Raw genomic sequence first — 26,216 nt, 5'->3', positions numbered from 1 at the left:
ACATGAGCGAACAGGACAGGGAAAACGGCAAGGCGCGACGAATCGACGTGATGGGCGAGGCGTTCGTCGAGCGTGCGATGCGCGACCTCGACGGTTTTTCGCGCCCGCTGCAGAACTGGCTGAACGAGCATGCGTGGGGCAGCACGTGGCAGCGCGACGGGATCGACCTGAAGACGCGCAGCCTGTGCACGTGCGCGATGCTGGCGGCGCTCGGCCGCGGCACGGAACTGAAGGGGCACATTCGCGGCGCGCTCAACAACGGCGCGAGCCTCGTCGAGATCCGCGAGGTGTTGCTGCACAGCGCGCTGTACGCGGGCGCGCCGGCCGCGGTCGAGGCATTCCGCAGCGCGCGGGAGGTGATCTCGGATCTCGGGCTGTCGGTGCCCGACGACGAAGCCTGATTCCGCCGCCGCTTCGGTTGCACGGCGCGGAATCAGGCTCGTTTTCGCCGGTTCCCGGCTCAGTGCGCGACGCGCGCTGCCTGCGGTGCCGCCTCGGCCGGGGCGGCGGCGACTTCGAGCAGCCAGTCGGCGGTGGCCTCCGGAATCGTGACCGGCAGCATGTGCCCGCCCTCGACGACCTTCAGCCGCACGCGCGCCGATTTCTTCGTGAGCGCTTCGCCGTGCTCGCGCCAGTTCAGGATCGGATCGGCGCGGCCGTACAGCACGTCGACCGGCAGCGCGAGATCCGCGTAGCGGCGTTCCATCGCGGGCAGGTCGACGGGTGCCGACAGCAGGTCGGTCGCCGTCGCGTAGAACACGTGCGGGCGCATCCCGAGCAGGCCGCCGCCCTTGACCGGGAAGTCGCGCGGCACGTCTTCCGGCGCGAACACCTGGCGCACGGCCTTGCGGCCGGTCAGGATCGTCAGCGGGATCGCGAAGGTCCACGACACGAAGCGGCGCACGAGCGGCGAGGGCAGCATCAGCGGCTTGAACGGCGCCGGCGGCTCGGTCTGCTGGTGCGACAGCGGCGCGATCAGCGCGAGCCGGCTCACGCGGTCCGCATGGTTGAGGCCGACGGCAAGCGCGATCGCACCGCCGAGCGAGTGGCCGACCAGCACGGGCTTGTCGAGCCGCAGCGCGTCGATGAACGCGGCGACCGTGCGGGCCTGCGCGAACACGTTCGCCTGCGAAGCCGCGCCGCGCAGCGAGCGGCCGGCGCCCGGGCGGTCGATGAGGATCACGCGATGCCGCTGCGCGAGCCGTGCGAGCGGCAGATACGCGAAATTGCGCAGTTGCCCGGCGAGCCCGTGGACGAACACGATCGGCGGGCCGTTACCGTATTCGACGTAGTGGATGCGGTCGCCGCCGACGTCGACGAAGCGGCCTTCGGGCGGAAACGCACGCGTCACGCGACGGGCCACATAACCGGTAAACAGCGCGAGCGCGGCGAGCGCCGCGACGACGCCGAGCAGGACGTTCTGGATCAGATGGAGCGTAGGGGTCATGTCGGCCTCAACGGGGTTCGAGTGCGGGTTCGGCAACCGGCGCCGCGGCGGCCGTGCCGGCTTTCGCGCGGCGTTCGAAATGCATCGCCGAATCGGCGAGCGCGCTGAACTTCAGCGACGCGAGATCGCGCACGTAGTTCTGGTGGAATTTCCACGGCTTGCGATGGCCCTGCTTCGGCAGGATGCCGGCCGCGCGCTGGATGTAGCCCGAGCTCAGATTGACGGCCGGCACGTCGCCGAGCTCGCCGGCGCCGAGCCGCGGCACGCACGTGTCGAAGTCGTTCGCGCGCATGTGGTTGAGTAGCCGGCATACGTAGCGCGCGATCAGCTCGGCCTTCAGCGTCCACGACGCGTTCGTGTAGCCGAACGACGACGCGAGGTTCGGCACGTCGCTGTACATCATTCCCTTGTACGACACGGTTTCCGGCAGGTCGACCGCGCGGCCGTCGACCGTGACGCGCGCGCCGCCGAGCATCTTCACCTTCAGCCCGGTCGCGGTGACGATCACGTCCGCGTCGAGCTGCTGGCCGCTCTTCAGCTTGAGGCCGGTCGGCGTGAAGCGCTCGATCTCGTCGGTGACGATCGACGCGCGGCCCGCGCGGATCGACTTGAACAGGTCGCCGTTCGGCACGAGGCACACGCGCTGGTCCCACGGCATGTAGCGCGGCGTCAGGTGCTTCGCGACGTCGAAGTCGGGGCCGAGCTGCTTGCTGGCCGCGCGGATGATGAACTTCTTCGTCTGGTCGGGCTTGCGGCGCGACACGTTGTACAGGTAAATCGTCAGCAGCACGTTCTTCACGCGCACGAGCCGGTGCGCGAGCCGGGACGGCAGCACGCGGCGCAACGCGTTCGCGATCTTGTCGCGTGCGGGCAGCGACACGATGTAGGTCGGCGAGCGCTGCAGCATCGTCACGTGCTGCGCGTCGGCCGCCATCGACGGCACGAGCGTGACGGCCGTCGCGCCGCTGCCGATTACGACGACGCGCCGGTTCGCGTACGACAGGTCCTTCGGCCAGTGCTGCGGATGCACGAGCTTGCCTTCGAACGTGTCCATCCCGGCCCAGTCGGGCAGGTAGCCGGCGTCGTAGTCGTAGTAGCCGCTGCACATGAACAGGAAGCGGCAGGTGTAGACGAGCGTGTCGGTCGTGCCGCCCTGCGTGCGCTCGATGCGCACCGTCCAGCGCGCGCGGTTCGAATCCCAGTCGGCCGCGACGACTTTCTGGCCGTAACGGATTGTCTTGTCGATACCGTAGGTGCGTGCGGTGTCGCGGATGTAGTCGAGGATCGTCTGGCCGTCGGAGATCGCCTTGTCGCTGTGCCACGGGCGGAAGCTGTAGCCGAGCGTGAACATGTCGGAATCCGAACGGACGCCCGGATAGCGGAACAGGTCCCAGGTACCGCCGATCGCGTCGCGCGCCTCGACGATGGCCACGCTTGCATACGGGCAGCGCTGCTTCAGGTGATACGCCGCGCCGATGCCGGACAGGCCGGCACCGACGATCAGCACGTCGAGGTCGCGGCTGTCGCCGGGGGCGGGCGGCGCGTCGCGCCGGTCGGTTGTCGTCGAGGTCATGCCGGGTCCTTGGTGGGCGTGGTCGGGAGCGCGGCCGGGGCTTCCTTCGGGCGGAGGTTGCGGGCCCGGGCGCGGCGCACGTGGCGCAGCATCAGCCACTGGTAACCCGCGCCGAGCAGGCGCGCGATCCTGTCGAGCCGGCGTGCGTCGGCGCCGACGAGCACGCGGCGCGCATTGCGCTCGACACCCGCGAGGATTTGCCGCGCGGCCTCGTCGGCCGTCGTCGCGTTGATCAGCCGGTTCGCCTGGCGGCGATGGGTCGCTTCGTCCTGGCCCGTGAGTGCGTGGATGCTGGTATCGACGCGGCCCGCGTCGACGATGTTCGTCGCGACGCCGCCCGGATGCACGCAGGTCGCGCTCACCGGCGCGCCGTCGAGTTCGAGCTCCATCCGCAGTGCCTCGGTAAAGCCGCGCACCGCGAACTTGGTCGCGTTGTAAGCGCTTTGTGTGGGCATCGCGACGAGCCCGAACAGGCTCGACGTATTGACGACGTGACCGTCGCCCGACGCGCGCAGGTGCGGCAGGAATGCCTGCGTGCCGTGCACGACGCCCCAGAAGTTGATGCCGACGATCCATTCGAGGTCGGCGATGTCCGCGGTCTCGGCGCTGGCGGCCAGCGACACGCCCGCGTTGTTGAAGATCAGGTTGACCTTGCCATGCCCGGCGCGCACGAAATCGGCCCACGCGAACACCGCATCGCGGTCGGCGACGTCGAGCCGCCGCGTGCTCACGCGCACGCCATGCTGGGCGCAGGCGGCCGCCGTGCCGGCGAGCCCGGTTTCGTTGACGTCGGCGAGCGCGACCTCGCAGCCACGCCGCGCAAGCTCGACCGCGAGGCTGCGGCCCATGCCCGAACCGGCGCCCGTGATCGCGGCGACCTTGCCGGAAAACCCGTTCATCCGTTGCTCCTCCCGTTCCGCTTGCCCTGTACCGGCGGCGCGTCTAATGTGGTGTTGATCGTCACCACTTTAGTTTTCGGGTGTCCTGATGTCAAATAGCGGAATGGAGAAAGCACTCGAAACGGAAAAACGGGGCCGCTCGTATGGCGGCGTGGCGCCCGAGGTGCGGGCCGCCGAGCGGCGCGACGCGCTGATCCGCGCGGCGACGCGCGTGTTCGGCACGGTCGGGTTCCGCAAGGCGACGGTACGGTCGATCTGCCAGGAAGCGAAGCTGAACGATCGCTATTTTTATGCGGCGTTCGACAGCACCGAGGATTTGCTGCGCTGCACCTACCTGCATCACGCGCAGCAGTTGCACGAGGCAGTCGAGCGGGCAGTGGCCGAGCGCGGCGGCGATCTGCGCGAGAGCATCGATGCCGGGCTCGCCGCGTTCTTCGCGTTCCTGCGCGACCCGTGCGCGGCGCGCGTGCTGCTGCTCGAGGTGATGGGCGTGAGCGCGGACACCGACATGACCTACCAGCGCATGCTGATCGACTTCGGCAAGCTGATCATGGCGATCGGCGCGCCGCGCGAAGCGGCGACGCCCGCGGAGCGCACCGAGCAGCGGCTGATCGGGCTCGCGCTCGTCGGCGCGATGACGAACGTCGGCGCGGCGTGGCTGCTCACGGAATATCGCGATCCGGAAGCGCAGATGGTCGCGAGTTGCAGGAAGGTGCTGTTGGGGACGTTGCGGGAGATAAGCTGACCGGATGGTGTCGCGTTGTTCCCGGCATGTCCGCCGGCAAATTGCAGGTTCAAAGTCAAAATAAAGAAGCTACTACACGGCACACGGCGCACGGCACGTCGGATTGTCTCTTTTTTGATTTGATTCGGTTTGCGTGTGACGATGAGTGGGTTAAAACAATCCGGATCAAATTAAAAAGGCGGCGCAATGCAAAAAGGCAGTTCGCATTGCGCCGTTCATGGCGCGAAACCCTCAGCGCCCAGGCACCTCGATCAGGAACCCGTGTATCCGCCCCGGTTCGGCCTTCGCCGTCCCGGCGATACTCGGTCGTCGTGCCGGCGCTGCCGACCCGCCGGCACGTCGCCGACACGTTGTCGCCTGCCTGGCTGAACGCGCCCGTGTGCCGGCCCTGGCCGTAGCAGCAGTGCCCGGTGATCCGGTTGCCGTTGGCCGCGTCGACACGAATCGACGGTGTGGTTCCCGATGAAATTGCGGCAGCTTACATTTCAAACTCCTTGATTGATTTAATGAGGCGGAGAATTGAAGTGCTTCGGCAAACGCAGGTCAACGAATTGCCATGAAAAAGTTTAGTGGATAAGCCGAAAATAAAATATCGAATTTTTTGGATTCAATAATCTCGCTTATTCACGGTTGCGGAGCGGTTCGAAAGCGAACTGGAAGCGAGGGGAAATCGCCGCCTGCCGGCATTGCGCGGGCCGGATCCGGTCGGGCGCGCCGGGCGGCCGTATGCGGCACGCAAGCGCTTGCGTGCCGTGCCGATGAGCCGGCTCACGCGCGCCGATTGAAAACGGAGGTCTGGCGCTCGCGTTCACCCGTGATCCAGTCGCCGAACAGCTGGATCTTCTGCTGCTGCTCGGCGCCGCCCGGATACACGAAGTAATAGCCCATCCCGGTCGGCATCGACACGTCGAACGGCGTCACGAGCCGGTGCGCCGCCACGCTTTCGTCGACGAGCGTCCGGTCGCCGATCGCGATGCCGTAGCCGTCGATCGCCGCGTGGGTGGCGAGGTCGAGCGTCTCGAAGCTCAATCCGCGCGTCGAGTCGACGTGCGGTGCGCCCGCATGGTCGAGCCACCGTTTCCAGTCGCGGTGATCGCGGGTCGGATGCAGCAGCGTATGGTCGGCCAGGTCGTCGACGCTTGAGAGCGGATGCCGGTTCAGCAGGTCCGGCGAGCATACCGGCGTGAGCCGCTCTTCGAACAGCGGGATCGCATGCATGTCGGGGCCGGCGCCGGGGGCGTAGATCACCGCGGCGTCGAACGGCTCCATGCGGAAATCGACGTGATGGCCCCAGGTCGTCGTGATCTGCACCTGGAGTTCCGGGTGCTCGGACTGAAACCGCATGATCCGCGGCAACATCCACTGCATCATGCAGGTCGGCACCTTCAGCGCGAGCTCGGTGCGCCGGCGCGACAGGCGCATCGATACCTCTTCGATGCGCGCAAAGCTCTCGCGCACCGTCGGTAACAGCAGCTCGCCTTCCGCCGTCAGCGTCAGTCCCTTTGGCGTGCGCTTGAATAGCGGGAACTGGTAGAACGCCTCCAGCGCGAGGACCTGCCGGCTCACCGCACCCTGCGTCAGGCGCAGCTGCTCGGCGGCGCGCGTGAAGCTGCCGTGGCGGGCGACGATGTCGAAGATCTGCAGCGCGTTGAGGGAAGGCAGTCGTTTCATTGGAAAGGCCGGCATGGAACGGGCGATCGGAAGGGGCGGGTGCGTCGCGTCGCGGCAGCGTTCAGTGCAGGATCTTCGCGAGGAAGTCCTTCGCGCGTTCCGATTTCGGATTCGAGAAGAAATCGTCCTTGCGGTCGTCCTCGACGATCGCGCCCTTGTCCATGAAGATCACGCGATGCGCGACCTTCTTCGCGAAGCCCATCTCGTGCGTGACGACCATCATCGTCATCCCTTCCTGCGCGAGTTCGACCATCACGTCGAGCACTTCGTTGATCATCTCGGGGTCGAGCGCGGACGTCGGTTCGTCGAACAACATCGCGATCGGGTCCATCGACAGCGCGCGCGCGATCGCGACACGCTGCTGCTGGCCGCCCGACAACTGGCCCGGGAACTTGTGCGCGTGCGCCTTCAGGCCGACGCGGTCGAGCAGCTTCAGGCCCTTCTCGTTCGCCTCGTCCTTGCCGCGGCCGAGCACCTTGATCTGCGCGAGCGTCAGGTTCTCGGTGATCGACAGGTGCGGGAACAGCTCGAAATGCTGGAACACCATCCCGACCTTCGAGCGCAGCTTCGACAGGTTCGTCTTCTTGTCGCCGACCGACTGGCCGTTCACGAGGATCTCGCCCTGCTGGAACGGCTCGAGACCGTTGACGGTCTTGATCAGCGTCGACTTGCCGGAACCCGACGGGCCGCACACGACGACCACTTCGCCTTTCCTGACCTCGGTCGTGCAGTCGGTGAGGACCTGAAACGGGCCGTACCACTTCGAAACGTTGCTGATGGAAATCATGGGGGATACCTGCATCGTAATGAGGCGCGCGCGGCGCCGGTTCAGCGTGCCTTCGCGACGCGGTAGCGGCGTTCGAGCACGCGGGCGTACCACGTCAACGGGAAGCACATCGCGAAGTAGAGCAGCGCGACCATCGCGTAGATCGGAAACGGCTTGAACACCGCATTGGTGATGATGTTGCCGGTCTTCGTGAGTTCGGTCAGCCCGATGATCGACGTCAGCGCCGTGCTCTTCACCGCCTGCACGAGAAAGCCGACGGTCGGCGGCAGCGCGATTTTCCATGCCTGCGGCCACACCGCGTAACGGAGTTGTTGCGTCCACGTCATGCCGAGGCTGGCCGCCGCACTCCACTGGCCGCGCGGCACGGCGTCGACGCAGCCGCGCCAGATGTCGGCCAGGTACGCGCTCGCGTTCAACGTCAATACGACCGATGCGGCGGTCCACGGCGTCACGTCGATGCCGATCAGCGGCAGCCCGAAGAAACCGAGGAACAGCTGCATCAGCAACGGCGTGCCCTGAAACAGCTCGACGTACAGGCTCACGAAGCGGCGCAGCGCCGGCATCGGCGAGATGCGCATCGCGAGCAGCGCAAACCCGGCGACGCTGCCGCCGACGAACGTGATCAGCGACAGCAGCATGGTCCAGCGCGCGGCCAGTAGCAGGTTCCACGCAATATCCTGGAAGGTGAATTCGATCATCGGGCACGCTCCGTCGGGAGGCCGGTTTCAGGGGAGCGCGCGCGCCACGTAAAGCGGGCAACGCACGAGCGGCGCGGTGCGTTGCCCGCACCGTGCGGCGCGCGGCCCGCGAACAGATGGCGGCCGACGCGATTGAGCAGCATGCGCAGCGCGATCGACAGCAGTAGGTAGATCGCAGTCACGACGATGTAGATCTCGAACGCACGGAAATTGCGCGACTGGATGAAGTTCGCCGCATAGGTCAGGTCGGGCACCGAGATCTGCGACACGACGGCCGAACCGAGCATCACGATCAGCACTTGCCCGAGCAGCGCGGGGTACACGTTCGCGAGCGCCTGCGGCAGCACGACCTGACCGAACACCTGCCGGCCGTGCAGCCCGAGCGCACGTGCGGCCTGCGTTTGCCCGTGCGGAACCGATTCGATGCCGGCCCGCAGGATCTCGACCGCATACGCGCCCAGGTTGACCGTCATCGCCAGCACGGCCGCCTGCGCTTCGTCGATGTGCACGCCGATCCCGGGCAGCCCGAAGAAGATGAAGAACAGCTGGACCAGGAACGGCGTATTGCGGATCAGCTCGACGTAGGCCGCGACCAGCGTGCGTGCCCAGCGCGGGCCGGCGAGCGCGGCCCACGCGCCGGCGGTGCCGATCAGGCCGCCGAGCGCGGTGGAGGCCGCGGTGAGGCCGAGCGTCACGCCGATCCCGCGCGCGAGCATGCCGGCGTAGAGGCCGAAATCGCTGAAGTCGAACACGTAGGTCATAACGATACCTTCCGTCGTGAATGCGGGGCGGGCGCGACGCGCATCACAGGTCGGCCGGCAGTGCCGCGTGCAGCCACTTCTGCGACAGGGTGTTCAGCGTGCCGCTTTTCTTCGCGCCGGCGATCGCGTCATTGACCTTCTGCATCAGGCGCGGCTCGTTCTTGTTCAGGCCGACGTGATCGGGCGAGCTGAACAGCGAGAACTTCTGCTCCGGATCGATCGACGGATGGCGCGCGATGATCGTCGCGCCGACGTCGTTGCCGATCACGAGCAGTTGCGCCTGCCCCGACAGGAACGCCGCGATCGCGCCGTTTGGATCGTCGAAGCGCTTGATCGTCGCGTTCGGCGGCGCGACCTTGCTCACGCTCAGGTCCTCGAGCGTGCCGCGCGCGACCGCGACCGACTTGCCGGCGAGATCGGCGGTGCCTTTCACGGCGAGCGATTTCGGGCCGAATACCGCGAGATAGTACGGCGCATACGCGTTCGAGAAATCGATCACCTTCGCGCGCTCCGGCGTCTGGCCGACCGACAGCAGCATGTCGGTCTTGCGGTCGGCGAGATACGCCATCCGGTTGTCGCCGGTGACCTGCACGAGCTCGACCTTCGCGTTGAGCGCCTTGCCGATCAGCGCCGCCATGTCGATGTCGTAACCTTGCGGCTTCATGTCGGGGCCGATCGAGCCGAACGGCGGGTAGTCCTCGAACACGCCGATGCGCACGACGCCGGATTTCGCGATCGTGTCGAGTGCGTCGGCATGTGCGAGCGGCGCGATGGCGGCGAGACCCGCCGCGCAGGTGCAGACGAGGGCGGTGCGGGCGAGCAGGCGTCGCACGAGACGGTGGGCTTGGGTCGATGCGTTCATGATGGAGTCCTTGTTGCTGCGCTGGGGAGAGAACCGGAAATCAGGCGCCGCGTGCGGCGATCAGCTTGCATGCATGCGCGGGTAGCTCGGCGGCGACCGGCATGCCGACGTGCAGGTCGGGCGTTTCGCGCGGCGTCGTCGCTGCCGTCAGCGTGAAGCCGCGGCAATCGATCGTCGCCTCGATCGACGCGCCGACGTCGCGCACGAACGTGACCGTGCCGGCGAGCGTGTTCGGCGCGGACGGCGAGACCGAGGCCGCGCGCACGCACACGTCCTCGGGGCGAATCAGCAGGCGCACGGCGTCGTCCGCGCGGGGCGCGTCGGGTGCGCGCCGGATCGCGAGCCGTTGTCCGCCCGGCAGCACGATCGCGTCGTCGCCGTCGCACGCGACCGGCAGGATGTTGCCGAGGCCGATGAAATCCGCGACGAATTCGTTGACCGGATCGCGATAGATGTCGAGCGGCCGGCCGACCTGCTGGATGCGGCCTTTCTCCATTACGACGATCTCGTCGGCCATCGTCATCGCTTCGCGCTGGTCGTGCGTGACCATGATCGTCGTGATGCCGAGCCGTTGCTGGAGCAGCCGGATCTCGACCTGCATCGCCTCGCGCAGCTTCGCGTCGAGCGCCGACAGCGGCTCGTCGAGCAGCAGCAGGCGCGGAGACGAAGCGATCGCGCGTGCGATCGCGACGCGCTGGCGCTGCCCGCCCGACAGTTGCGTGACGAGCCGGTCGGCCAGGTGCGGAAGCTGGATGAGTTCCAGCAGCTCCGCGACACGCTGCGTTTGAGCCGTCCTGGCCGTCTTGCGCAGCCGCAGCGGATACGCGATGTTCTGCGCGACCGTCATGTGCGGGAACAGCGCGAGCGACTGGAACACCATGCCGAAGTCGCGCCGGTTGGCCGGCACGTGCGTGAGGTCGCGGCCGGCGAACGTGATCGTGCCCGACGTCGGCGTCTCGAGGCCGGCGATGATCCGCATCAGCGTGGTCTTGCCGCAGCCCGACGGGCCGAGAAAGCAGACGAGCTTGCCGTCCGGCACGGACAGGTCGACGTGATCCACGGCATACGCGTGCTGGAAGCGCTTCGTCACGCTCTGAAGGGTGAGCTGGGTCATGGGGAGTCCTTGGATGGGCGAGGGCGGAGTCGTGCGCGTATCAGAGCGCAACGCCCTTGTCGCCGACGAGTTTTTCGAGCATCCAGATCAGCGCGAAATCGATCGCGACGGTGAACACCGCGAAACAGAACACGGTCGGGTCGAGCGACGACACGGTGCGGCTGTAGAGCCAGACCGGCAGCGTCATCGTGTCGACGCTGTACAGGAAGAACGTCACCGTGAACTCGTTGAACGACACGATGAACGCGAACAGCATGCCGGCGAGGACGCCCGGCCGCATCAGCGGCAGGACGACATCGACGAACGCGCGGCGCGGGCTCGCGCCCATCAGGCACGCGGCTTCCTCGAATTCCGGGCCGATCGACGCGACCGATGCCGCGCAGTTCTTCACGGTAAACGGCAGCGTCAGGATCACGTGCGCGACGACGAGCCGCACGAGCCCGAGTTCGACCGGCAGCGCGTTGAACACGAGCAGCAGCGCGAGGCCGAGCATGACGAGCGGATAGACGATCGGCAGCGCGACGAGCTGCTCGACGAACGTCTTGCCGCGGAAGCGATAACGCGACAGCGCGTAGGCGGCGGGTACCGAAACCGCGGTCGCGACCAGCATGGTCGCGATCGCGACGACGAGGCTCGTCGTCAGCGCGGCACCCATCGATTGCGCACTGCCGGCATCGGCGGTCACGAAGGTCTGCCAGGCGGCGCGGTACCAGTGCAGGCTGAAATCGCGCGGCGGGAATTCGAGCGTGCCCGACGAGCCGAACGACATCGTGATCATCGTCACGATCGGCAGTGCGGCGAGGCACAGCACGAGCGTCGCGAGGGTGCCGGTCGTGCGGCTCAGACGGCCGGGCAGCGGTGCTCGCGGCAGAAGGGCATTCATCGGTTCACCTCGTCACGTTGCAGGGCGCGCACGAGGCGCTGGGAAACCGCCATCACGACGAGCGTCGCGCCCATCAGCACGACACCCGAGGCCGACGCGGCCGGCCAGTTCAGCAGCGGCGCGACCTGGTCATGCACGAGCACCGCGAGCATCGGTACGCGCCGGCCGCCGAGCAGCAGCGGCACCGCGAACGCACTCGCGTTGTAGGCGAACACGAGCAGCGCGCCCGATACGAGCCCCGGCATCGCGAGCGGCAGCGTCACGTGCCGCAGCGTCTGCCAGCGCGTCGCGCCGAGCGTCGCGGCGGCTTCGTCGTACGCGCGGGACACGGCACGCAGCGCGCTCGACAGCGGCAGCACGGCGAGCGGGAATGCGGTCTGGATCAGCCCGAGCAGCACGCCGTGTTCGCGGTACAGCAGCTGCAGTGGCCGTTCGATGACGCCCGCCGCCAGCAGCGAGCGGTTGAGCAGGCCCGCCGGGCCGAGCATCACGAGCCAGCCGTAACCCTGCAGCAGCAGGTTGACGAGCAGCGGCAGCAGCACGCCGGCAAGCATGAGCCGCCGCGCGAGCCGCGATTCGGCGCGCGCCATCGCCAGCGCGACCGGGATCGCGAGCAGCACCGCGCATACCATGCTCTGGAACGCGAGGCGCAGCGTGAGCCACAGCGAGTGCATGAAGTACGGGTCGGCGAGATCGGCGTAGTTCTGCAGCGTGAACGTGCGCCATTCGTCGCCCGGCGTACCGACGCTCATCCGCAGCACGGTGAGCGTCGCCGCCGCGAGCACCGCGAGGAATGCGAGGATCGGCGCAAGCAGCAGCCACGGCGGCACGCCGGGCCGCGCGGCAGCGGCGGCCGAAGCGCCGCCGGCCGGGCCGGCGGCGACGGGTTCCGCGTGACGGGAGGAAGGCAGCGAGGCCATGTCGTCAGGCCGCGAAGAGGCTGGTATAGCGCTTGATCCACGCCGGCTGAACGGCGGCGAGCGCCTTGTCGTCGTGGAGGATGGCCTTTTCCGCGATCTGCTGCGGCGACGGCACGAATGCGCGGCTTTCCGCCGGGATCACGGCCTTCGAATTCACCGGCCCGTTCAGCACGTCCGCCGCCATCCGGCCCTGCACGCCCGCGTCGAGCGTGTGGTTGATGAACGCATGGATCAGGTCGAGGTCGCCCGGGTGCGCTTTCGGAATCACCGTGAACATCAGTTGCGTCGCGAAGCCTTCCTTCATCCCGTACGTCACGCCCATCTTGTAGTCGGGCTTGCGGATCTGGTCCGGGAAGAACGCGGGCGAATAGATGCCGCCGATGTCGAGCGAGCCGGTGCGGAACAGGTCGGCGACCTGGTTCGGGTTTTCGCCGAGCGTCATCACACGATCCTTGAGCGCCGCGAGCTTGCGGAAACCCGGCTCGATGTTCTGCTGCGAACCGCCGGCCAGCTTCGCGGCGACGATCGCGAGATCGACCGCCTCGGCCCACTCCGGCGGCGGAAGAAACAGGCGCCCCGCATATTTCGGATCCCACAGCGCTTCGTAGCTCGCCGGTGCGGTCTTGACGGTCGACGTGTTGTAGATCAGCCCGTCCGACCACAGCAGGTAGCCGACACCGAACCCGTTTGCGCCCGTGCGGTACTGCGGCGCGACGTCCTTCAGGTTCGGCAGCCGGTTCAGGTCCGGCTTCGCGAGCAGGCCTGCATCGGCGAGGCCGGCCGCACCGACGCCGGCCAGCGTGATCACGTCGTAGGTCGGCCGCTCGCCGGCGGCCTTGACCTTCGCGACCATGCCCGACGTGCCGTCCGCGCGGTCGGCGATCACGCGTGCGCCGGTCTGCTTGCTGAACGTTTCCGCGATATTGCGCAGCGCGGCCGCACCGGTATCGTCAGACCACGTGAGGATGCGCAGCGTCTTGCCCGCGAAGCTGCTCGTCTGTGCCTTCGCAGTACTGATGAACGGCATCGGAAGGGCGGATGCGGCGAGTGCCGTGCCGAGGGTTTTGATCACCTGCCTTCTGCCCGCCTTGAAGTGTTGCATGGCCGTCTCCTGATGAACGATGCCGGGTGGTTCGATGCCGGTCGCCGAATGGCGGCGCGGGGTGTGGATGCACTGTAGGGACGTCAAATTTCCGCAACAAACGAAATATCCGCATGCGCGGCATGAGATAAACGCATGGCCCGGACGGCCTCAGCGGGCCGGCATCATGACCTGCTTGATCTCCTGGAATGCGGCCAGCCCGAACGGGCCGAGCTCGCGTCCGACGCTGCTGCGCTTGTAGCCGCCCCATGAGGTTTGCGGATAGATCAGTTGCGGCGTGTTGATCCACACGACGCCTGCTTCGAGCGCGTCGGCGACCCGCTTGCCGCGTGCCGCGTCGCGCGTGACGACGGTCGCGACGAGCCCGTATTCGGTATCGTTGGCGGCCGCGATCGCGTCGTACTCGGTATCGAACGTGCGGACGCACAGCACCGGCCCGAAGATTTCGTCGCGCCATAGCGGGCTGTCGGCCGGCACGTCGGCGAACAGCGCGGGCCGGATGAAGTAACCGGGGCCGGCGGGCACGTCGCCGCCCGTCACGAGCCGCGCGCCGTCGGCGCGGCCTTGCGCGATGTGGCGCTTCACGCGCTCGTATTGCGCGCGGTTCGTCAGCGGGCCCATCTGCACGCCGGGCGCGAACGGCGGGCCGACGACGGTCGCGTCGATCCGCCGCGCGAGGCGTGCGATCAGGTCGTCGGCGAGCGGCGCGGCGACGAGCACGCGCGAGGTCGCCGAACACATCTGCCCCGCGTTGAACAGGCCGCCGCCCGCGATCAGCTCGACCGCGTGGTCGGGATCGGCGTCGTCGAACACGACGATCGACGACTTGCCGCCGAGTTCGAGGCCGACGCCCTTGATCGTGTCCGCGGCGGTTTTCATGACCTGCGCGCCGACCGCCGTGCTGCCGGTAAACGACACCTTCGCGACGAGCGGATGCGCGCACAGCCGGGCCCCGACGTCGGGGCCGGTGCCCGTCACGACGTTCAGCACGCCTGGCGGCAGGCCCGCTGCGGCGGCGATCGCGACGAGTTCGAGTTCCGGCAGCGGCGTGATCTCGGACGGCTTCAGCACGACGGTACAGCCGGCCGCGAGCGCCGGCGCGAGCTTCCACGCGGTCGTCACCATCGGGAAATTCCACGGCACGATCAGCGCGGCGACGCCGGCCGGTTCGCGCCGGATCCATGCGCGGTGGTCGTCGCCGGGCAGCGCGACCTCGGTTTCGCCGTCGGTGTCGATGCGTTCCGCGAGGCTGGCGTAGTAGTCGAACGTGGCGATCACGTCGGCGACGTCGATCTCCGCTTCGGCGAACGGCTTGCCGTTATTGAACGACTGCAGCGTCGCGAGCCGTGTGCGGTGCGTGTCGACGCCGCGCGCGATCGCGCGGAGCAGGGCCGCGCGCGCGGCACCCGTCGTGCGTTTCCAGCCGGGAAACGCGCGGGCCGCGGCCTGGACGGCGCGCTCGACGTCCGTGCTGCCGCCGGCAGCCACATGCGCGAGGACCGCTTCAGTCGACGGATCGACGATCGGCAACGTGGCGCCGTCGGCGCCGGCCCCCCACGCGCCGGCGATGAAAAGCCCGGTACGCAGCGGCGGATCAAAGTGGAAATCGGGGGCCTGACTCATCGCTGCACCTGCTCGAACCATGTCGCTTCGTCGATCTCGATCACGGTGGGGATCGCGCGCGCGACGGCGTCGCGCAACGTGGCAGCCAGTGCATCGGGCGTCGCGGCCGCGTGCGCCGCGCAGCCGAAGCCGCGCGCGAGCGCCAGGAAATCGGGCGTGTACGGATCGACGCCGATCGGCGTGATGTCGCGCGCGACCATGTATTTGCGGATCTCGCCGTAGCCGCGGTTGTTCCAGACGATCACGATCACCGGCACGCGGGCCTCGACCGCGCTCGCGAGCTCCGGCAACGTGAACTGCAGGCCGCCGTCGCCGATCAGGCAGACGACCGGGCGTGCGGGCGCGGCGAGTTTCGCGCCGATCGCGGCGGGCAGCCCGTAGCCGAGCGTGCCGTAGCCGGTAGACGAGTTGAACCAGCTGCGCGGTGCGTGCGCGTCGTGGGTGAAATTACCGACGTACACGGGGCTCGTCGAATCGCCGGCGACGATTACGCCGGGCAGCGCCGCGACGATCGTGTCGATCAGCCGCGCCTGCGCGCGCGCCGGGCCGTCGTGGCCCGACGCGATCGCGGCGCGCACGGCGGCCACGCGCGGCGCGCCCCAGCCGGCTTCGGGGGGCGTCGTCGGTTTTTCGTGCAGGCGGGTCGACAGCGCGCCGAGCGCCAGCCGTGAATCGCCGGCGATGGCGATCTCCGCGCGGGCATTGCGCATCAGCTGCTGCGCGTCGATGTCGATGCGAATCAGCCGGCCATCGATCGCGAAGCCGCCGTCGAACGTGACGTCGTAATCCGTTTCGCCGAGCTCGGTGCCGACGGCGAGCACCACGTCGGCGTCGCGGATCGTCGCGCGGGTGGCGGGCAGCGATTGCGTGGAGCCGATCAGCAACGGATGGCCGGCCGGCAGCAGACCCTTCGCGTTGATCGTCAGCGCGACCGGCGCGTGCAGGCGTTCGGCGAGCTCGCGCAATTCGGCCGCCGCATGCACGGCGCCGCCGCCCGCCAGGATCAGCGGCCGGCGCGCATGGGCGAGCAGGTCTGCGGCCGCCGCGAGCGCGCCGGCGTCCGGTGCGGGGCGGGCGGGCAGCGCGGGTGGCGCGGCGGGCAGCGCGGGCGCCGGCGTCACGATCACGTCGAGCGGAATCTCGATGTGCACGGGCCGCGGCCGTGCGCTTTCGAAGACCGCGAACGCGCGCGCGAGCACCTGCGGCAGGTCGGCCGCGTCGAGCAGCGTGTGCGAGAACGCGGTGAGTCCCGCGAAGACTTCACGCTGCGACGGCAGCTCGTGCAGGCGGCCGTCGCCGCTGCCGAGCTCGCGCCGTGCGTTGACGCTCGAGATCACCAGCATCGGGATCGAATCCGCGTAGGCCTGTGCCATCGCGGTCGCGATATTGGTCATGCCCGGCCCGGTGATGATGAAGCAGACGCCCGGCCGGCCCGTGACGCGCGCGTAGCCGTCGGCCATGAAGCCGGCCCCCTGTTCGTGGCGCGGCGTGACATGGCGGATCGACGACTCTGCGAGCCCGCGATACAGCTCGACGGTATGCACGCCGGGAATGCCGAACACGCATTCGACGCCATAACGTTCGAGCAGGTCGACGAGTGCTTCGCCGCAGGTGCGGGGACGGGCAAGGAACGGTGCCGGCGCGGCCGTGCGGGCCTCGGCGATGCAGGAGAGGGGGACTGGATGGTTCATGGATCGTGACGTGCCGATTGGGAGGGGGAGTGGCCCGTACCGCAAACGAGGGGGCATGCAGCGGATTGTCGGCGTCGATCCGGGGCGCCAACAATCGATTAGTTTTCATGCCGCGCATGAGCGCCTTGCATGGCGATGCGTGGTCGCGAGGATGTCGCGATACGTCGGAGGAATGGAATGCGCGGGCCGGCAACGGCGCGGCGCGCAGCCGCAACGGAATTCGGCGTGCGCTAGCGTTCGCGTTTCGTCTTGCGTGCCGGCCGCGTGTCGTCGATCCTCTGCTTCATCGCATCAATAAACGCCCGCACCTTCGGCGAAGGCAGCCGCGTCGACGGATACACCGCATGGATCCCGGCCGGCGCCGAGCGCCACGCGGGCAGCAGCCGCACGAGCCGGCCGGCCGTGAGGTCGTCGGCGGTCGAAAAGTCCGTCAGCAGCCCGAAGCCGCCGCCCGCGAGCACGATCGCGCGGCACGCGGTGGCGGTGTTCGACACGACGTGCGCGACACAGCGCACCGAAGCGGTGCCGCCGTTCGCGTCTTCGAGTTCGAGCGTATGCGGGCGCGGCAGCGTCGACAGCATCACGAACGGCAGCGCGGCGAGCGCATCGGTGTCCTGCGGCCGCCCGTGGCGCGCGACGAACGCGGGGCTCGCGACCAGCCATTTCTCGTAGGTGCCGAGCTGCACCGCGCGATAGTTCGAATCGGCGAGGCGGCCGATGCGGATCGCGACGTCGAGGTTGTCCGCGACGAGATCGACGACGCGGTCGTTCGCGACGAGTTCGACGTCGAGGCCCGGATGCCGGTCGCGCAACGCGACGACGGCAGGCGCGACGACCAGCGCGCCGTAGTCGATCGGCACGCTCACGCGCAGCGTGCCGCGCAGCGGCCCCGCGTCGGACGACACCGCGTCGAGCGCGCTTTCCGCGGCGCGCACGATGTCGCGGCACGCGTCGTAGAACGCCCGCCCCGCGTCGGTCACGCTCAGCCGCCGCGTGGTGCGCACCAGCAGGTTCGCGCCGACCTCGGATTCGAGGCGCTGCATGTGCGTGCTGACCACCGTCTTCGCCAGGCCGAGCCGCTCGGCCGCGGCCGTCAGCGAGCCGGCGTCGACCACCGCGACGAAGACCGCCAGCCGGTTCAGGTTCACGTCGCGCAGATCGGCCATCGTCGATTGTCCTATGGGAGCGGATAATGTTTCCGCGATTATCCATCTTCTGGAGACGAACGGCGAGCGCTACGCTGCAGGTGTTCGTCGCCGATTCCCGGCGGCGCGAGATTCCGGAGTGTTTTCCATGTCTGCCGTCCGCAAGCCTGCTTCGCCGATTCGCGTCTACTCGTTCCTGCTGTCCGGGCATGCGCATCGCGTCCGGTTGTTCCTGTCGCTGCTCGGCCTGCCTTCGGAGACCGTCGACGTCGATCTCGCGGCCGGCGCACAGCGCGAACCGGCGTTCCTCGCGCTCAATCCGCTCGGGCAGGTGCCCGTGATCGACGACGGCGGCACGGTGATCGCCGATTCGAACGCGATCCTCGTGTACCTCGCGAAGCGCTATGGCGACGCGCACTGGCTGCCCGACGACCCGGCCAGCGCGGCCGTCGTGCAGCGCTGGCTCTCGTATGCGGCCGGGCCGATCGCAACGGGGCCGGCTGCCGCGCGGCTCGTGACCGTGTTCGGCGCGAAGCTCGACCACGAGGCGGCCAAGCGTACGGCCGCGAAAGTGCTCGACGTGATCGATCGCGAACTGGCTGGCAAGCCGTTCGCGGCCGGTGCGCAGCCGACGATTGCGGACGTCGCCGCCTACTCGTACATCGCGCACGCGCCGGAAGGCGGCGTGTCGCTCGAACCGTATCCGCACGTGCGTGCGTGGCTGGCGCGCGTCGAGGCACTGCCGGGCTTCGTTGCGATGCCGACGACGCGCGCCGGCCTGCTTGCCGCGTAACGCCCACCGACGCCGCGCCTGCCCACGGAGAATGCGATGAACACCCCGACCACCGTCGTAGCGGGCTGGGAACTCGATACCGCGCCGTTTCACGCGGGAGAGCTCGCCGTGCAGCAGCGCGCGGGCGTGACGGCGGCCGCAGGTTCGGCCGGCCGGCGCGGGATCCGGCGTTTCATGCCGGACCAGCACCGGACGTTTTTCGCGCAACTGCCATTCTTCGTGCTTGGCGGCGTCGATGCGAACGGCCAGCCGTGGGCGACGCTGCGCGCCGGCGCGCCGGGGTTCGTGACGTCGCCGGACCCGCGTACGCTGCGCATCGCGGCGCGCGCGTTGCCGGGCGATCCGCTGGACGGCGCGTGGCAGCCGGGCGCGCCGCTCGGCGGGCTCGGGATCGAATTCGATACGCGGCGGCGCAATCGTGTCAACGGCGTCGTGCGCGCGGTCGACGGCGATGCGCTGACGATCGCGGTCGAGCAGAGCTTCGGCAACTGCGCGAAGTACATCCAGGGACGCAAGCCGACGTTCGTCGCCCGGGAAGCCGGCGCGTCCGCCGGGCCCGACGTATCGGACGCGTTGAACGAGGCCGATCGAGCGCTGCTTGCGCAGGCCGATACGTTCTTCGTCGCGAGCGCGAACACGTCGACCGACGCGGGCGCTGCGCGTGGCGCGGACGTGTCGCATCGCGGCGGGATGCCGGGCTTCGTGCGCGTCGACGATGCGCACACGCTGACGACGCCGGATTTCAGCGGCAACCGCTTCTTCAACACGCTCGGCAACCTGCAGCACGATCCGCGTGCGGGGCTGCTGTTCGTCGATTTCGACAACGGCGACCTGCTGTATGTGGCCGCGCGCGCCGAGATCGTGTGGGACGGGCCGCTCGTCGCGTCGTTCGACGGCGCGCAGCGGGTCGTGCGGTTCCATGTGCGGGAAGTGCGGCGCATGCGCGCGGTGCTGCCGTTCCGGTGGTCGGCGGTCGAACGCGCGCCGCAGTTCGCGGCGATGGCGGCGGGCGGGTTGGTGCAGACTTCAACCGCGTCGGTCACCGCACCCGCATCAGAATCACTATCGGCATCGGCATCGGCATCGGCATCGGCATCGGCATCGGCATCGGCATCGGCATCGACATCGACATCGGCATCGACATCGACATCGACATCGACATCGACATCGACATCGACATCGGCATCGGCATCGGCACCCGCATCGGCACCCGCATGGCGGCCGCTGCGCATCGCGAAGATCGTCGACGAAGCGCGCGCGATTCGCTCGTTCCATTTCGAACCGGCGGACGGCGCTGCATTGCCCGCCTACGAAGCCGGGCAGCACCTGACGCTGCGCATCGCGCTGCCGGGAAGCGACGCGCCGTCGATCCGCAGCTACACGCTCTCCGATGCGCCGGGCGGCACGCATTACCGGATCACCGTGAAGCGCGAAGGGCGCGTGTCGGCGTGGCTGCACGATCACGCGCAGGCAGGCATGGCGCTCGACGCGCAGATGCCGCGCGGGCGCTTCACGTTCGATCTCGCGAGCCCGCGCCCGGCCGTGCTCGTGTCGGCCGGCATCGGCATCACGCCGATGACCGCGATGCTGCGCCGCGCGCTGGCGGACGATCGGCCATCGCGCCGCGTGGTGTTCGTGCATGGCGCGCGTGACGCGGCCGACCGGCCGTTCGCGGCGGAGCTGGCACGCATCGCGGCCGCCGACGCACGGCTGTCGCTCCACTGGTTCGACAGCCATCCTCACGACGGGTCGGCGGCGCAGGCAGGCCGCATCGACATCGCGCAACTGAAGCGGCTCCTGACGTTCGACGATTACGACTTCTACCTGTGCGGGCCGTCGGCGTTCATGCGCGACCTGTACGACGGGCTGCGCGCGCTGAACGTGCCGGACGAACGCATCCGCTTCGAGGCGTTCGGGCCGTCGAGCGTGGCACGCAGCGCGACCCGCACGACCGGGGCGCCGGTCGCGAGCGTGCCGGTGGTGTTCCGGCGCACGGGCCGCGATGCCGCGTGGACGCCCGCCGACGGCACGTTGCTGGAATTCGCGGAAGGGCAGCGCGTGGCCGTGCCGTCCGAATGCCGCTCCGGGTCGTGCGGCACGTGCGCGACGCGCGTGCTGTCCGGCGCGGTCGACTACGAGCAGGCGCCCGATGCGCCGGTCGAACCCGGCTGCGCGCTGCTGTGCGTCGCGCGGCCCGCGCAAGGGTCGGAGCTGCTCGTGCTCGACCGCTGACGCGCCCTGCGACATGCGGCCGCAGACGGCCTGCTGCGCGAAAAGCGCGCGCAACTGCTTCTTTTTTCGGATGCTGGTCGGATCGACGATAGCGTCAACCGATTCGATGAAAGGAGCACAACCATGAAACTGCTCGGCATGATCAAGCTGGTCCTGTGGAGTTTCTTCGGCGTACGCAACAGCAAGGCGCACGCGGCCGATCTCGCGAACGTCAACTACACGTTGCTGCCGTTCGTGGCGATCGTGCTCGCGCTGCTCGTCGGCGCGGTGATCTACGGCGTCGTGCACCTGGTCGTCGATCCGACCGCGACGATGCAGGGATTCTGACCGGCCGCCGAATTGCGAGCGGGCGAACGTTCCCGCTCCGGTTTCCGGCCGCGTGACCGGTGCGTGACGGTGCCGGTCACCGAGGTGGCCGCGCACGACGCCAGTCATGCGCACATCGGCACCGTCGCCGTGCCGCGCGAATCGCGCGGTTCCCGTTCCCGCCTTCCCCGCCCACCCGATTCGCCCGATTCCAGGGCAGCCCGCCCCGCCCGGGGTAAAATGCGCGCCGCGCCGCGATGTCGTGCGCGACGGGCACGCCGCCGTTCCAGCGAACGGCGCGCGCCAGACCGTCGCGCCCGTACCGGGGCGTTCGAAGCGTCCCCCCGCATGACAAGACCGCGCGATGCAGCCGGCCGCCCGACACGCCCCGACGAACCGGTCGACGGCAGCGTCGGTTCTCGGTGCGTCACCTGAATCCGATGTCCCATCCTGCGTATTCCCGACCGAGCGGCCCGCTTGCGTGCCGGATCGTCTGGTTCGCCCGGTTCGTCTGACGAATGTCGTGCCGGCGCGTGCGTCCGGCGGAGGCAGATCCGGTCGCGGGCACGCTTCGCAGCTTCGTAACGGGTTTCGACAGGGTCGAGTGGCGAGTTTTCCATCCAGAGCAATGACGGTGAATAGAACAACAGCGTCGCCCGCACGGCGGCGGCGCGCGAAGGTCGGGCTTGGTGTCGGCTTCGGCATCACGCTTTTCGCGGCCCAGGCCGCCGCGGCGCAGGGCGACACGCCGGCGCCGGACGCCGGGGCGGCCGCCAGCGCGACGCTGCCGACGATCACGGTGAGCGGCGAGCGCGGCAACGCGCTGCGCGCACGCACGGCATCCGTCGCGGGGCTCGACGACGCACCGCTGCGCGACACGCCGGCGTCGGTGAACGTCGTCACGCGCGCGCAGCTCGACGACCAGCAGGCGAAGCGGCTGAGCGACGTCGTGCGCAACGACGCGTCGGTCGTCAACGACTACGCGCCGGTCGGTTATTTCGAAGGCTTCGCGATCCGCGGCTTTCCGGTCGATCTTGCGAGCGCGATCCGGATCGACGGGCTGACGGTGTCCGGCGAACAGAACGTGCCGCTCGAGAACAAGGAGCGCGTCGAGATCCTGAAGGGGCTGGCCGGCATCGACAGCGGCGTCGTCGCGCCCGGCGGGGTGATCAACTTCGTGACCAAGCGCTCGGCGAACGTCGCGAGCGTGACGGGTGGCGTCGACAGCCGCGGTTCGACGTCGGCGGCCGTCGATCTCGGCCGCCGCTTCGGCCCCGACAATCAGTTCGGCTTCCGGATCAATGCCGCGAAGGAGAACATGCACTCCTACATCGACGGCACGAACGGACGGCGCACGTTCGGCTCGATCGCCGCCGACTGGGACATCAGCCCGCGCGCGAGCCTGCAGCTCAACGCCGAATTCCAGCAGTGGATCCAGCGTTCAGCACCCGGCTACCAGCTGCTCGGCGGCATCGTCGTGCCGTCGGTCAAGACGACGTCGAAGGCGCTCGGCACGCAGCCGTGGGCGAAGCCGGTGACGACCGACGCGCTGAACCTGAACGCGCGCTTCGACTACCAGTTCAACGACGACTGGAAGGCGTATATCGCCGCCGGCCGCAGCCGCACGATGATCGACGACAACAGCGCGTTCGCGTACGGCTGCTCGTACGCGGCGAGCTGCACGGCCGGCGCGACATCGCCGTTCTTCTTCGGCGCGAACGGCGACTACGACGTGTACGACTTCCGCAGCCCCGGCGAATACCGGCGCAACGACGACCTGCGTGCCGTCACGACCGGCAAGTTCGCGACGGGGCCGCTGCGGCACGAGCTGACGCTCGGCGTGAGCGTGCAGCGCCGCGTCGTGAGCATGGCCGACGCCGTGTACGACTACGTCGGCAGCGAGAACATCTACGGGCCCGACACGACCTTCTCGCCGTCGCCGAATTCACCCGGGCCGTCGTACCCGCGCCTCGATGCGTGGCAATACGGCGTGTTCGGGCTCGACCGCATCAGCATCGGCGAACACTGGCAGGTGCTCGCGGGCGGCAAGGAAGTGCTGCTGCGCCAGCGCAGCTGGAGCAGCCTCGACGGCGACGCGACGCACACCGACCGCTCGGTATTCCTGCCGCAGGTCGCGCTCGTCTACAAGCCGGTGAACGTGCTGTCGCTGTACGCGTCGTACAGCAAGGCGCTGTCGCTCGGCGACCAGGCGCCCGTGCGCGCGACCAACGCGTATGCGTTCCTGCCGCCCGTCGAATCGCACCAGATCGAGGTCGGCGCGAAATACGACTGGCTCGACCGGCTGAGCCTCACGGCCGCCGTGTTCTCGATCAGCAAGCCATTCCAGTTCGCCGATCCGGACGCATCGGGCACGACCTACACGTTCGTGCAGCGCGGCACGCAGCGGCACCAGGGGATCGAGCTCGGCGCGGCCGGGCGCGTGACCGAGCGTCTGGGGCTGACGGCCAGCGTCGCGGCGATTCGCGCGCGCGCGTACGATTCGGGTTCGCCGGCGTACGAAGGCCACCAGATCATCAACGTGCCCGCGCTGCGCGCGTCGCTGTATGCGGACTACGCGGTGCCGGGCGTCGCGGGGCTGAACGTGCTGGGCGGCGTCGAGTACAGCGCGGCCCGCAACGCGAACGAGGAGGGCACCGCGCAGGTGCCGGCGTGGTTCGTGTTCAATCTCGGCGCGCGTTATACGACGAAGATCGGCGGCCATCGCACGGTGTTGCGCGTGTCGGTGGACAACCTGTTCAACAAGTTCTACTGGCGCGATGCGGGCGAGCAGCAGGGCGATGCGTACCTGTTCCCGGGGGCGCCGCGCACCGCCCGCGTGTCGTTGACCTATGATTTCTGACCGTCCGGAACCGGCCGCGTGACGCGCGGCCCCGGCAGCTAACCTGGAGAGCACAGACGATGTCCCCACTCGAAATCGCCGGCGTGATCGTCAGCGCGCTCGCGATCTGGCTGACCGCGAAGCGGCGCATGCTGTGCTGGCCGGTCGGGCTCGTGTCGGTCGCGTTGTACGGCTGGATCTTCTTCGACGCGAAGCTGTATTCGGACATGCTGCTGCAAGGCGCGTTCGCGGTGCTGCAGGTGTACGGCTGGCAACGCTGGCTCGCGCAGCGCGCGAGCGAGGCCGACGGCAATGCGGCGCCGGCAGGCGATGTCGCGCCCGTCACGGGCGTGCGGCCGATGCAGATGCTGCCCGACCTGATCGCGGCCGTCGTCGGCAGCGCGCTGCTCGGCGGCATGATGGCGCGCTGGACCGATGCGGCGCTGCCGTTCGTCGATGCCTCGCTGACCGCGTTCAGCCTCGTCGCGCAATACTGGACCGCGCGGCGCTACATCGCATCGTGGGGGCTGTGGATCGTCGTGAACGTCGTGTACGTCGGGATGTTCGTGTTCAAGGAACTGTATCTGACGGCCGGCCTCTACGCGCTGTTCATCGGGCTGGCCGTCGTCGGCTGGCGCGACTGGAGCCGCACGGCCGCGGCGCTGCGCGCGGCGGCCGGCGGTGCGCTGGCAACGGGCGGCGGCGCGCGCTGATTCACGCGCCGATTCAACTACGGAGCAACGTCGTTCATGTCATTCCCACTCGAGCCGGACGGCGCCCTGCCGCGTGACGTCGCGCCGCCGCAATTCGGTGTCGACGGCGAGCAGGCCGAACGCGACTGGCCGCTGATGACGCACAACGAGGTGGCGGCGGTGCTCGCACGCATCGACGGCGCCGGCGAGCCCGAGCGGCTCACGTGGCACAGCCCGCGACAGTTCGCGGCGGCCGTGCTCGTGCGGATGGCGGACGGGCGCGGGCTGTTCGTCAAGCGTCATCATGCGAGCCTGCGCGATGTCGCGGGGCTCGAGGAAGAGCATCGCTTCATCGCGCACCTGCGCGAACGCGGCATGCCGGTGGTCGACGTGCTCGCGGATCGCAACGGTGCGACCGCATTCGCGTCCGGCGACTGGACCTACGAAGTGCATGTGCTCGCGCCCGGCGTCGACCCGTATCGCGGCGTGATGTCGTGGCAGCCGTTCACGCATGCGTCGCACGCTTACGCGGCCGGTCGCGCGCTGGCCGAGCTGCATCGCGCGTCGGCCGGCTACGATGCGCCGGCGCGGCCCGTGCGCACGCTGCTGTCGAGCTTCCGCGTGCTGTCGTCCGACGATCTGGCGGGCGCGCTCGAACGCTGGGTCGAGGCGCAGCCGCTGCTCGTGCGCGCGCTCGGCGCGCGCGACTGGCGCGGCGACGTGGCCGACGCGATCGGCCCGTATCACGCGCGCCTCGTGCCGCTGCTGCCGGCGCTGCCGCCGCTGTGGACGCACGGCGACTGGCACGCGTCGAACCTGCTGTGGACCGAGGCGGGGCCCGGCGCGCAGGTGCGGACGGTGCTCGATTTCGGCTTGTCGGATCGCACGTGCGCCGTCATGGACCTCGCGCTCGCGATCGAGCGCAATACGGTCGACTGGATGGCGCCGGCCGAGGCACGCCGCGTCGAGTACGCGCAGATCGACGCGCTGCTCGACGGGTATGAGTCACTCGAACCGCTGGGGGACGAAGCCTACGCGGCGCTGGTCGCGATGCTGCCGATCGTGCATACGGAGTTCGCGCTGTCGGAAGTGGCGTATTTCGGGTGCATCATCGATGCGCCGGCCATTGTCGACATCGCATACGACGGATATCTGATCGGGCATGCGCGGTGGTTCGGCGAACGCGACGGGCGGCAGTTGCTCGACTGGCTCGTGCAGCGCCGGCGCGCGAAGCAAGGGACAGCCTGATTCGCGTGCCGGGGTTTCGGCGCACGCGCGCCGATTCCCTGATCCCCCGATCCCCCGCAGTCTTCCCCGCAGCCGTCGCGCTGCACGTTCACCCGATCTTCCTGATCGTTCACGCGGGATGCCATTCCCGCAGGGCACAGCACGCTTGCGCGCGGCCACGCCCAAGATGACGGAAATATCATCTT

General features: G+C 68.8%; 23 protein-coding genes. 8 read left to right on the top strand and 15 right to left on the bottom strand.

Going from position 1 to position 26,216, the window contains the following annotated elements:
* The first annotated feature begins 2 nt into the window (after window positions 1-2).
* Window positions 3-401 carry a carboxymuconolactone decarboxylase family protein gene (locus E9536_RS04330; protein WP_027790880.1) on the top strand — a complete coding sequence of 133 codons (399 nt, stop codon included), beginning with the start codon at window positions 3-5 and terminating at the stop codon, window positions 399-401.
* Window positions 402-460: 59 nt separating this feature from the next.
* Here E9536_RS04330 and E9536_RS04325 read toward each other — a convergent pair whose 3' ends face one another.
* The 3 genes from E9536_RS04325 to E9536_RS04315 are packed head-to-tail and all read right to left on the bottom strand — an operon-like array spanning window position 461 to window position 3,919.
* On the bottom strand, window positions 461-1,447 hold the full coding sequence (locus E9536_RS04325; protein WP_136469333.1) for an alpha/beta fold hydrolase: 987 nt from the start codon (window positions 1,445-1,447) through the stop codon (window positions 461-463).
* A 7-nt stretch (window positions 1,448-1,454) separates the two neighbouring features.
* Entirely contained in the window at window positions 1,455-3,020 is a 1,566-nt protein-coding gene (locus E9536_RS04320; protein WP_059687691.1) for an NAD(P)/FAD-dependent oxidoreductase, read from the bottom strand.
* A complete protein-coding gene (locus E9536_RS04315) occupies window positions 3,017-3,919 on the bottom strand; it encodes an SDR family NAD(P)-dependent oxidoreductase (protein ID WP_027790883.1) in 903 nt (300 codons plus the stop codon). Before E9536_RS04315 ends, E9536_RS04320 begins: the two co-directional genes overlap by 4 nt.
* 88 nt (window positions 3,920-4,007) lie before the next feature.
* Here E9536_RS04315 and E9536_RS04310 point away from each other — a divergent pair, with 88 nt between their 5' ends.
* The gene (locus tag E9536_RS04310) at window positions 4,008-4,664 is read left to right on the top strand and encodes a TetR/AcrR family transcriptional regulator (protein WP_059697151.1); all 657 of its coding nucleotides are present in this window, start codon (window positions 4,008-4,010) and stop codon (window positions 4,662-4,664) included.
* A gap of 768 nt (window positions 4,665-5,432) precedes the next feature.
* Here the strand turns inward: E9536_RS04310 and E9536_RS04300 are convergent.
* The 12 genes from E9536_RS04300 to E9536_RS04245 form a co-directional block, all read right to left on the bottom strand.
* The gene (locus E9536_RS04300) at window positions 5,433-6,335 is read right to left on the bottom strand and encodes a LysR substrate-binding domain-containing protein (RefSeq protein WP_136469332.1); all 903 of its coding nucleotides are present in this window, start codon (window positions 6,333-6,335) and stop codon (window positions 5,433-5,435) included.
* Between the two features lie 61 nt (window positions 6,336-6,396).
* A complete protein-coding gene (locus E9536_RS04295; protein WP_091920165.1) occupies window positions 6,397-7,122 on the bottom strand; it encodes an amino acid ABC transporter ATP-binding protein in 726 nt (241 codons plus the stop codon).
* A 41-nt stretch (window positions 7,123-7,163) separates the two neighbouring features.
* A complete protein-coding gene (locus E9536_RS04290) occupies window positions 7,164-7,820 on the bottom strand; it encodes an amino acid ABC transporter permease (RefSeq protein ID WP_059693821.1) in 657 nt (218 codons plus the stop codon).
* Window positions 7,817-8,581, bottom strand: coding sequence for an amino acid ABC transporter permease (locus tag E9536_RS04285; protein ID WP_136469331.1), 765 nt, complete (start codon window positions 8,579-8,581; stop codon window positions 7,817-7,819). Before E9536_RS04285 ends, E9536_RS04290 begins: the two co-directional genes overlap by 4 nt.
* 43 nt (window positions 8,582-8,624) lie before the next feature.
* Window positions 8,625-9,443: a transporter substrate-binding domain-containing protein gene (locus tag E9536_RS04280; protein ID WP_021162906.1), complete on the bottom strand. Its 819-nt coding sequence runs from the start codon at window positions 9,441-9,443 to the stop codon at window positions 8,625-8,627.
* Window positions 9,444-9,483: 40 nt separating this feature from the next.
* Window positions 9,484-10,557, bottom strand: coding sequence for an ABC transporter ATP-binding protein (locus tag E9536_RS04275; RefSeq protein ID WP_027790889.1), 1,074 nt, complete (start codon window positions 10,555-10,557; stop codon window positions 9,484-9,486).
* A 40-nt stretch (window positions 10,558-10,597) separates the two neighbouring features.
* Window positions 10,598-11,440 (bottom strand): ABC transporter permease, encoded by an 843-nt coding sequence (locus tag E9536_RS04270; protein WP_136469330.1) that lies wholly within the window; start codon window positions 11,438-11,440, stop codon window positions 10,598-10,600.
* Window positions 11,437-12,360, bottom strand: coding sequence for an ABC transporter permease (locus tag E9536_RS04265; protein WP_027790891.1), 924 nt, complete (start codon window positions 12,358-12,360; stop codon window positions 11,437-11,439). Before E9536_RS04265 ends, E9536_RS04270 begins: the two co-directional genes overlap by 4 nt.
* A gap of 4 nt (window positions 12,361-12,364) precedes the next feature.
* Window positions 12,365-13,462, bottom strand: coding sequence for an extracellular solute-binding protein (locus E9536_RS04260; RefSeq protein ID WP_048245295.1), 1,098 nt, complete (start codon window positions 13,460-13,462; stop codon window positions 12,365-12,367).
* 150 nt (window positions 13,463-13,612) lie between these two features.
* Window positions 13,613-15,085, bottom strand: coding sequence for an aldehyde dehydrogenase family protein (locus E9536_RS04255; RefSeq protein WP_136469329.1), 1,473 nt, complete (start codon window positions 15,083-15,085; stop codon window positions 13,613-13,615).
* Window positions 15,082-16,776: a 5-guanidino-2-oxopentanoate decarboxylase gene (locus E9536_RS04250; RefSeq protein ID WP_080981951.1), complete on the bottom strand. Its 1,695-nt coding sequence runs from the start codon at window positions 16,774-16,776 to the stop codon at window positions 15,082-15,084. Before E9536_RS04250 ends, E9536_RS04255 begins: the two co-directional genes overlap by 4 nt.
* A gap of 230 nt (window positions 16,777-17,006) precedes the next feature.
* Complete coding sequence (locus E9536_RS04245; RefSeq protein ID WP_060195077.1) at window positions 17,007-17,942, bottom strand: LysR family transcriptional regulator; 936 nt, start codon at window positions 17,940-17,942, stop codon at window positions 17,007-17,009.
* 127 nt (window positions 17,943-18,069) lie between these two features.
* Here E9536_RS04245 and E9536_RS04240 point away from each other — a divergent pair, with 127 nt between their 5' ends.
* The 6 genes from E9536_RS04240 to E9536_RS04215 all read left to right on the top strand — a co-directional run bounded on the left by E9536_RS04240 (window position 18,070) and on the right by E9536_RS04215 (window position 26,031).
* Entirely contained in the window at window positions 18,070-18,714 is a 645-nt protein-coding gene (locus E9536_RS04240) for a glutathione S-transferase (protein WP_060342116.1), read from the top strand.
* Between the two features lie 36 nt (window positions 18,715-18,750).
* Window positions 18,751-20,946 carry a pyridoxamine 5'-phosphate oxidase family protein gene (locus E9536_RS04235; RefSeq protein ID WP_136469328.1) on the top strand — a complete coding sequence of 732 codons (2,196 nt, stop codon included), beginning with the start codon at window positions 18,751-18,753 and terminating at the stop codon, window positions 20,944-20,946.
* A gap of 123 nt (window positions 20,947-21,069) precedes the next feature.
* The gene (locus tag E9536_RS04230) at window positions 21,070-21,273 is read left to right on the top strand and encodes a DUF2970 domain-containing protein (RefSeq protein ID WP_021164122.1); all 204 of its coding nucleotides are present in this window, start codon (window positions 21,070-21,072) and stop codon (window positions 21,271-21,273) included.
* A gap of 607 nt (window positions 21,274-21,880) precedes the next feature.
* Window positions 21,881-24,112 carry a TonB-dependent siderophore receptor gene (locus E9536_RS04225; RefSeq protein ID WP_136469327.1) on the top strand — a complete coding sequence of 744 codons (2,232 nt, stop codon included), beginning with the start codon at window positions 21,881-21,883 and terminating at the stop codon, window positions 24,110-24,112.
* Window positions 24,113-24,171: 59 nt separating this feature from the next.
* A complete protein-coding gene (pnuC, locus tag E9536_RS04220; protein WP_021157393.1) occupies window positions 24,172-24,804 on the top strand; it encodes a nicotinamide riboside transporter PnuC in 633 nt (210 codons plus the stop codon).
* A gap of 36 nt (window positions 24,805-24,840) precedes the next feature.
* Complete coding sequence (locus E9536_RS04215) at window positions 24,841-26,031, top strand: phosphotransferase (protein WP_136469326.1); 1,191 nt, start codon at window positions 24,841-24,843, stop codon at window positions 26,029-26,031.
* Window positions 26,032-26,216: the final 185 nt, after the last annotated feature.

Source organism: Burkholderia sp. LS-044, from assembly GCF_004803625.1.
In the GTDB taxonomy this organism is placed as follows: Bacteria; Pseudomonadota; Gammaproteobacteria; order Burkholderiales; family Burkholderiaceae; genus Burkholderia; species Burkholderia cepacia.
Note: the sequence above shows the minus strand (reverse complement) of the source record. Positions and strands in the feature narration are given on the sequence as shown.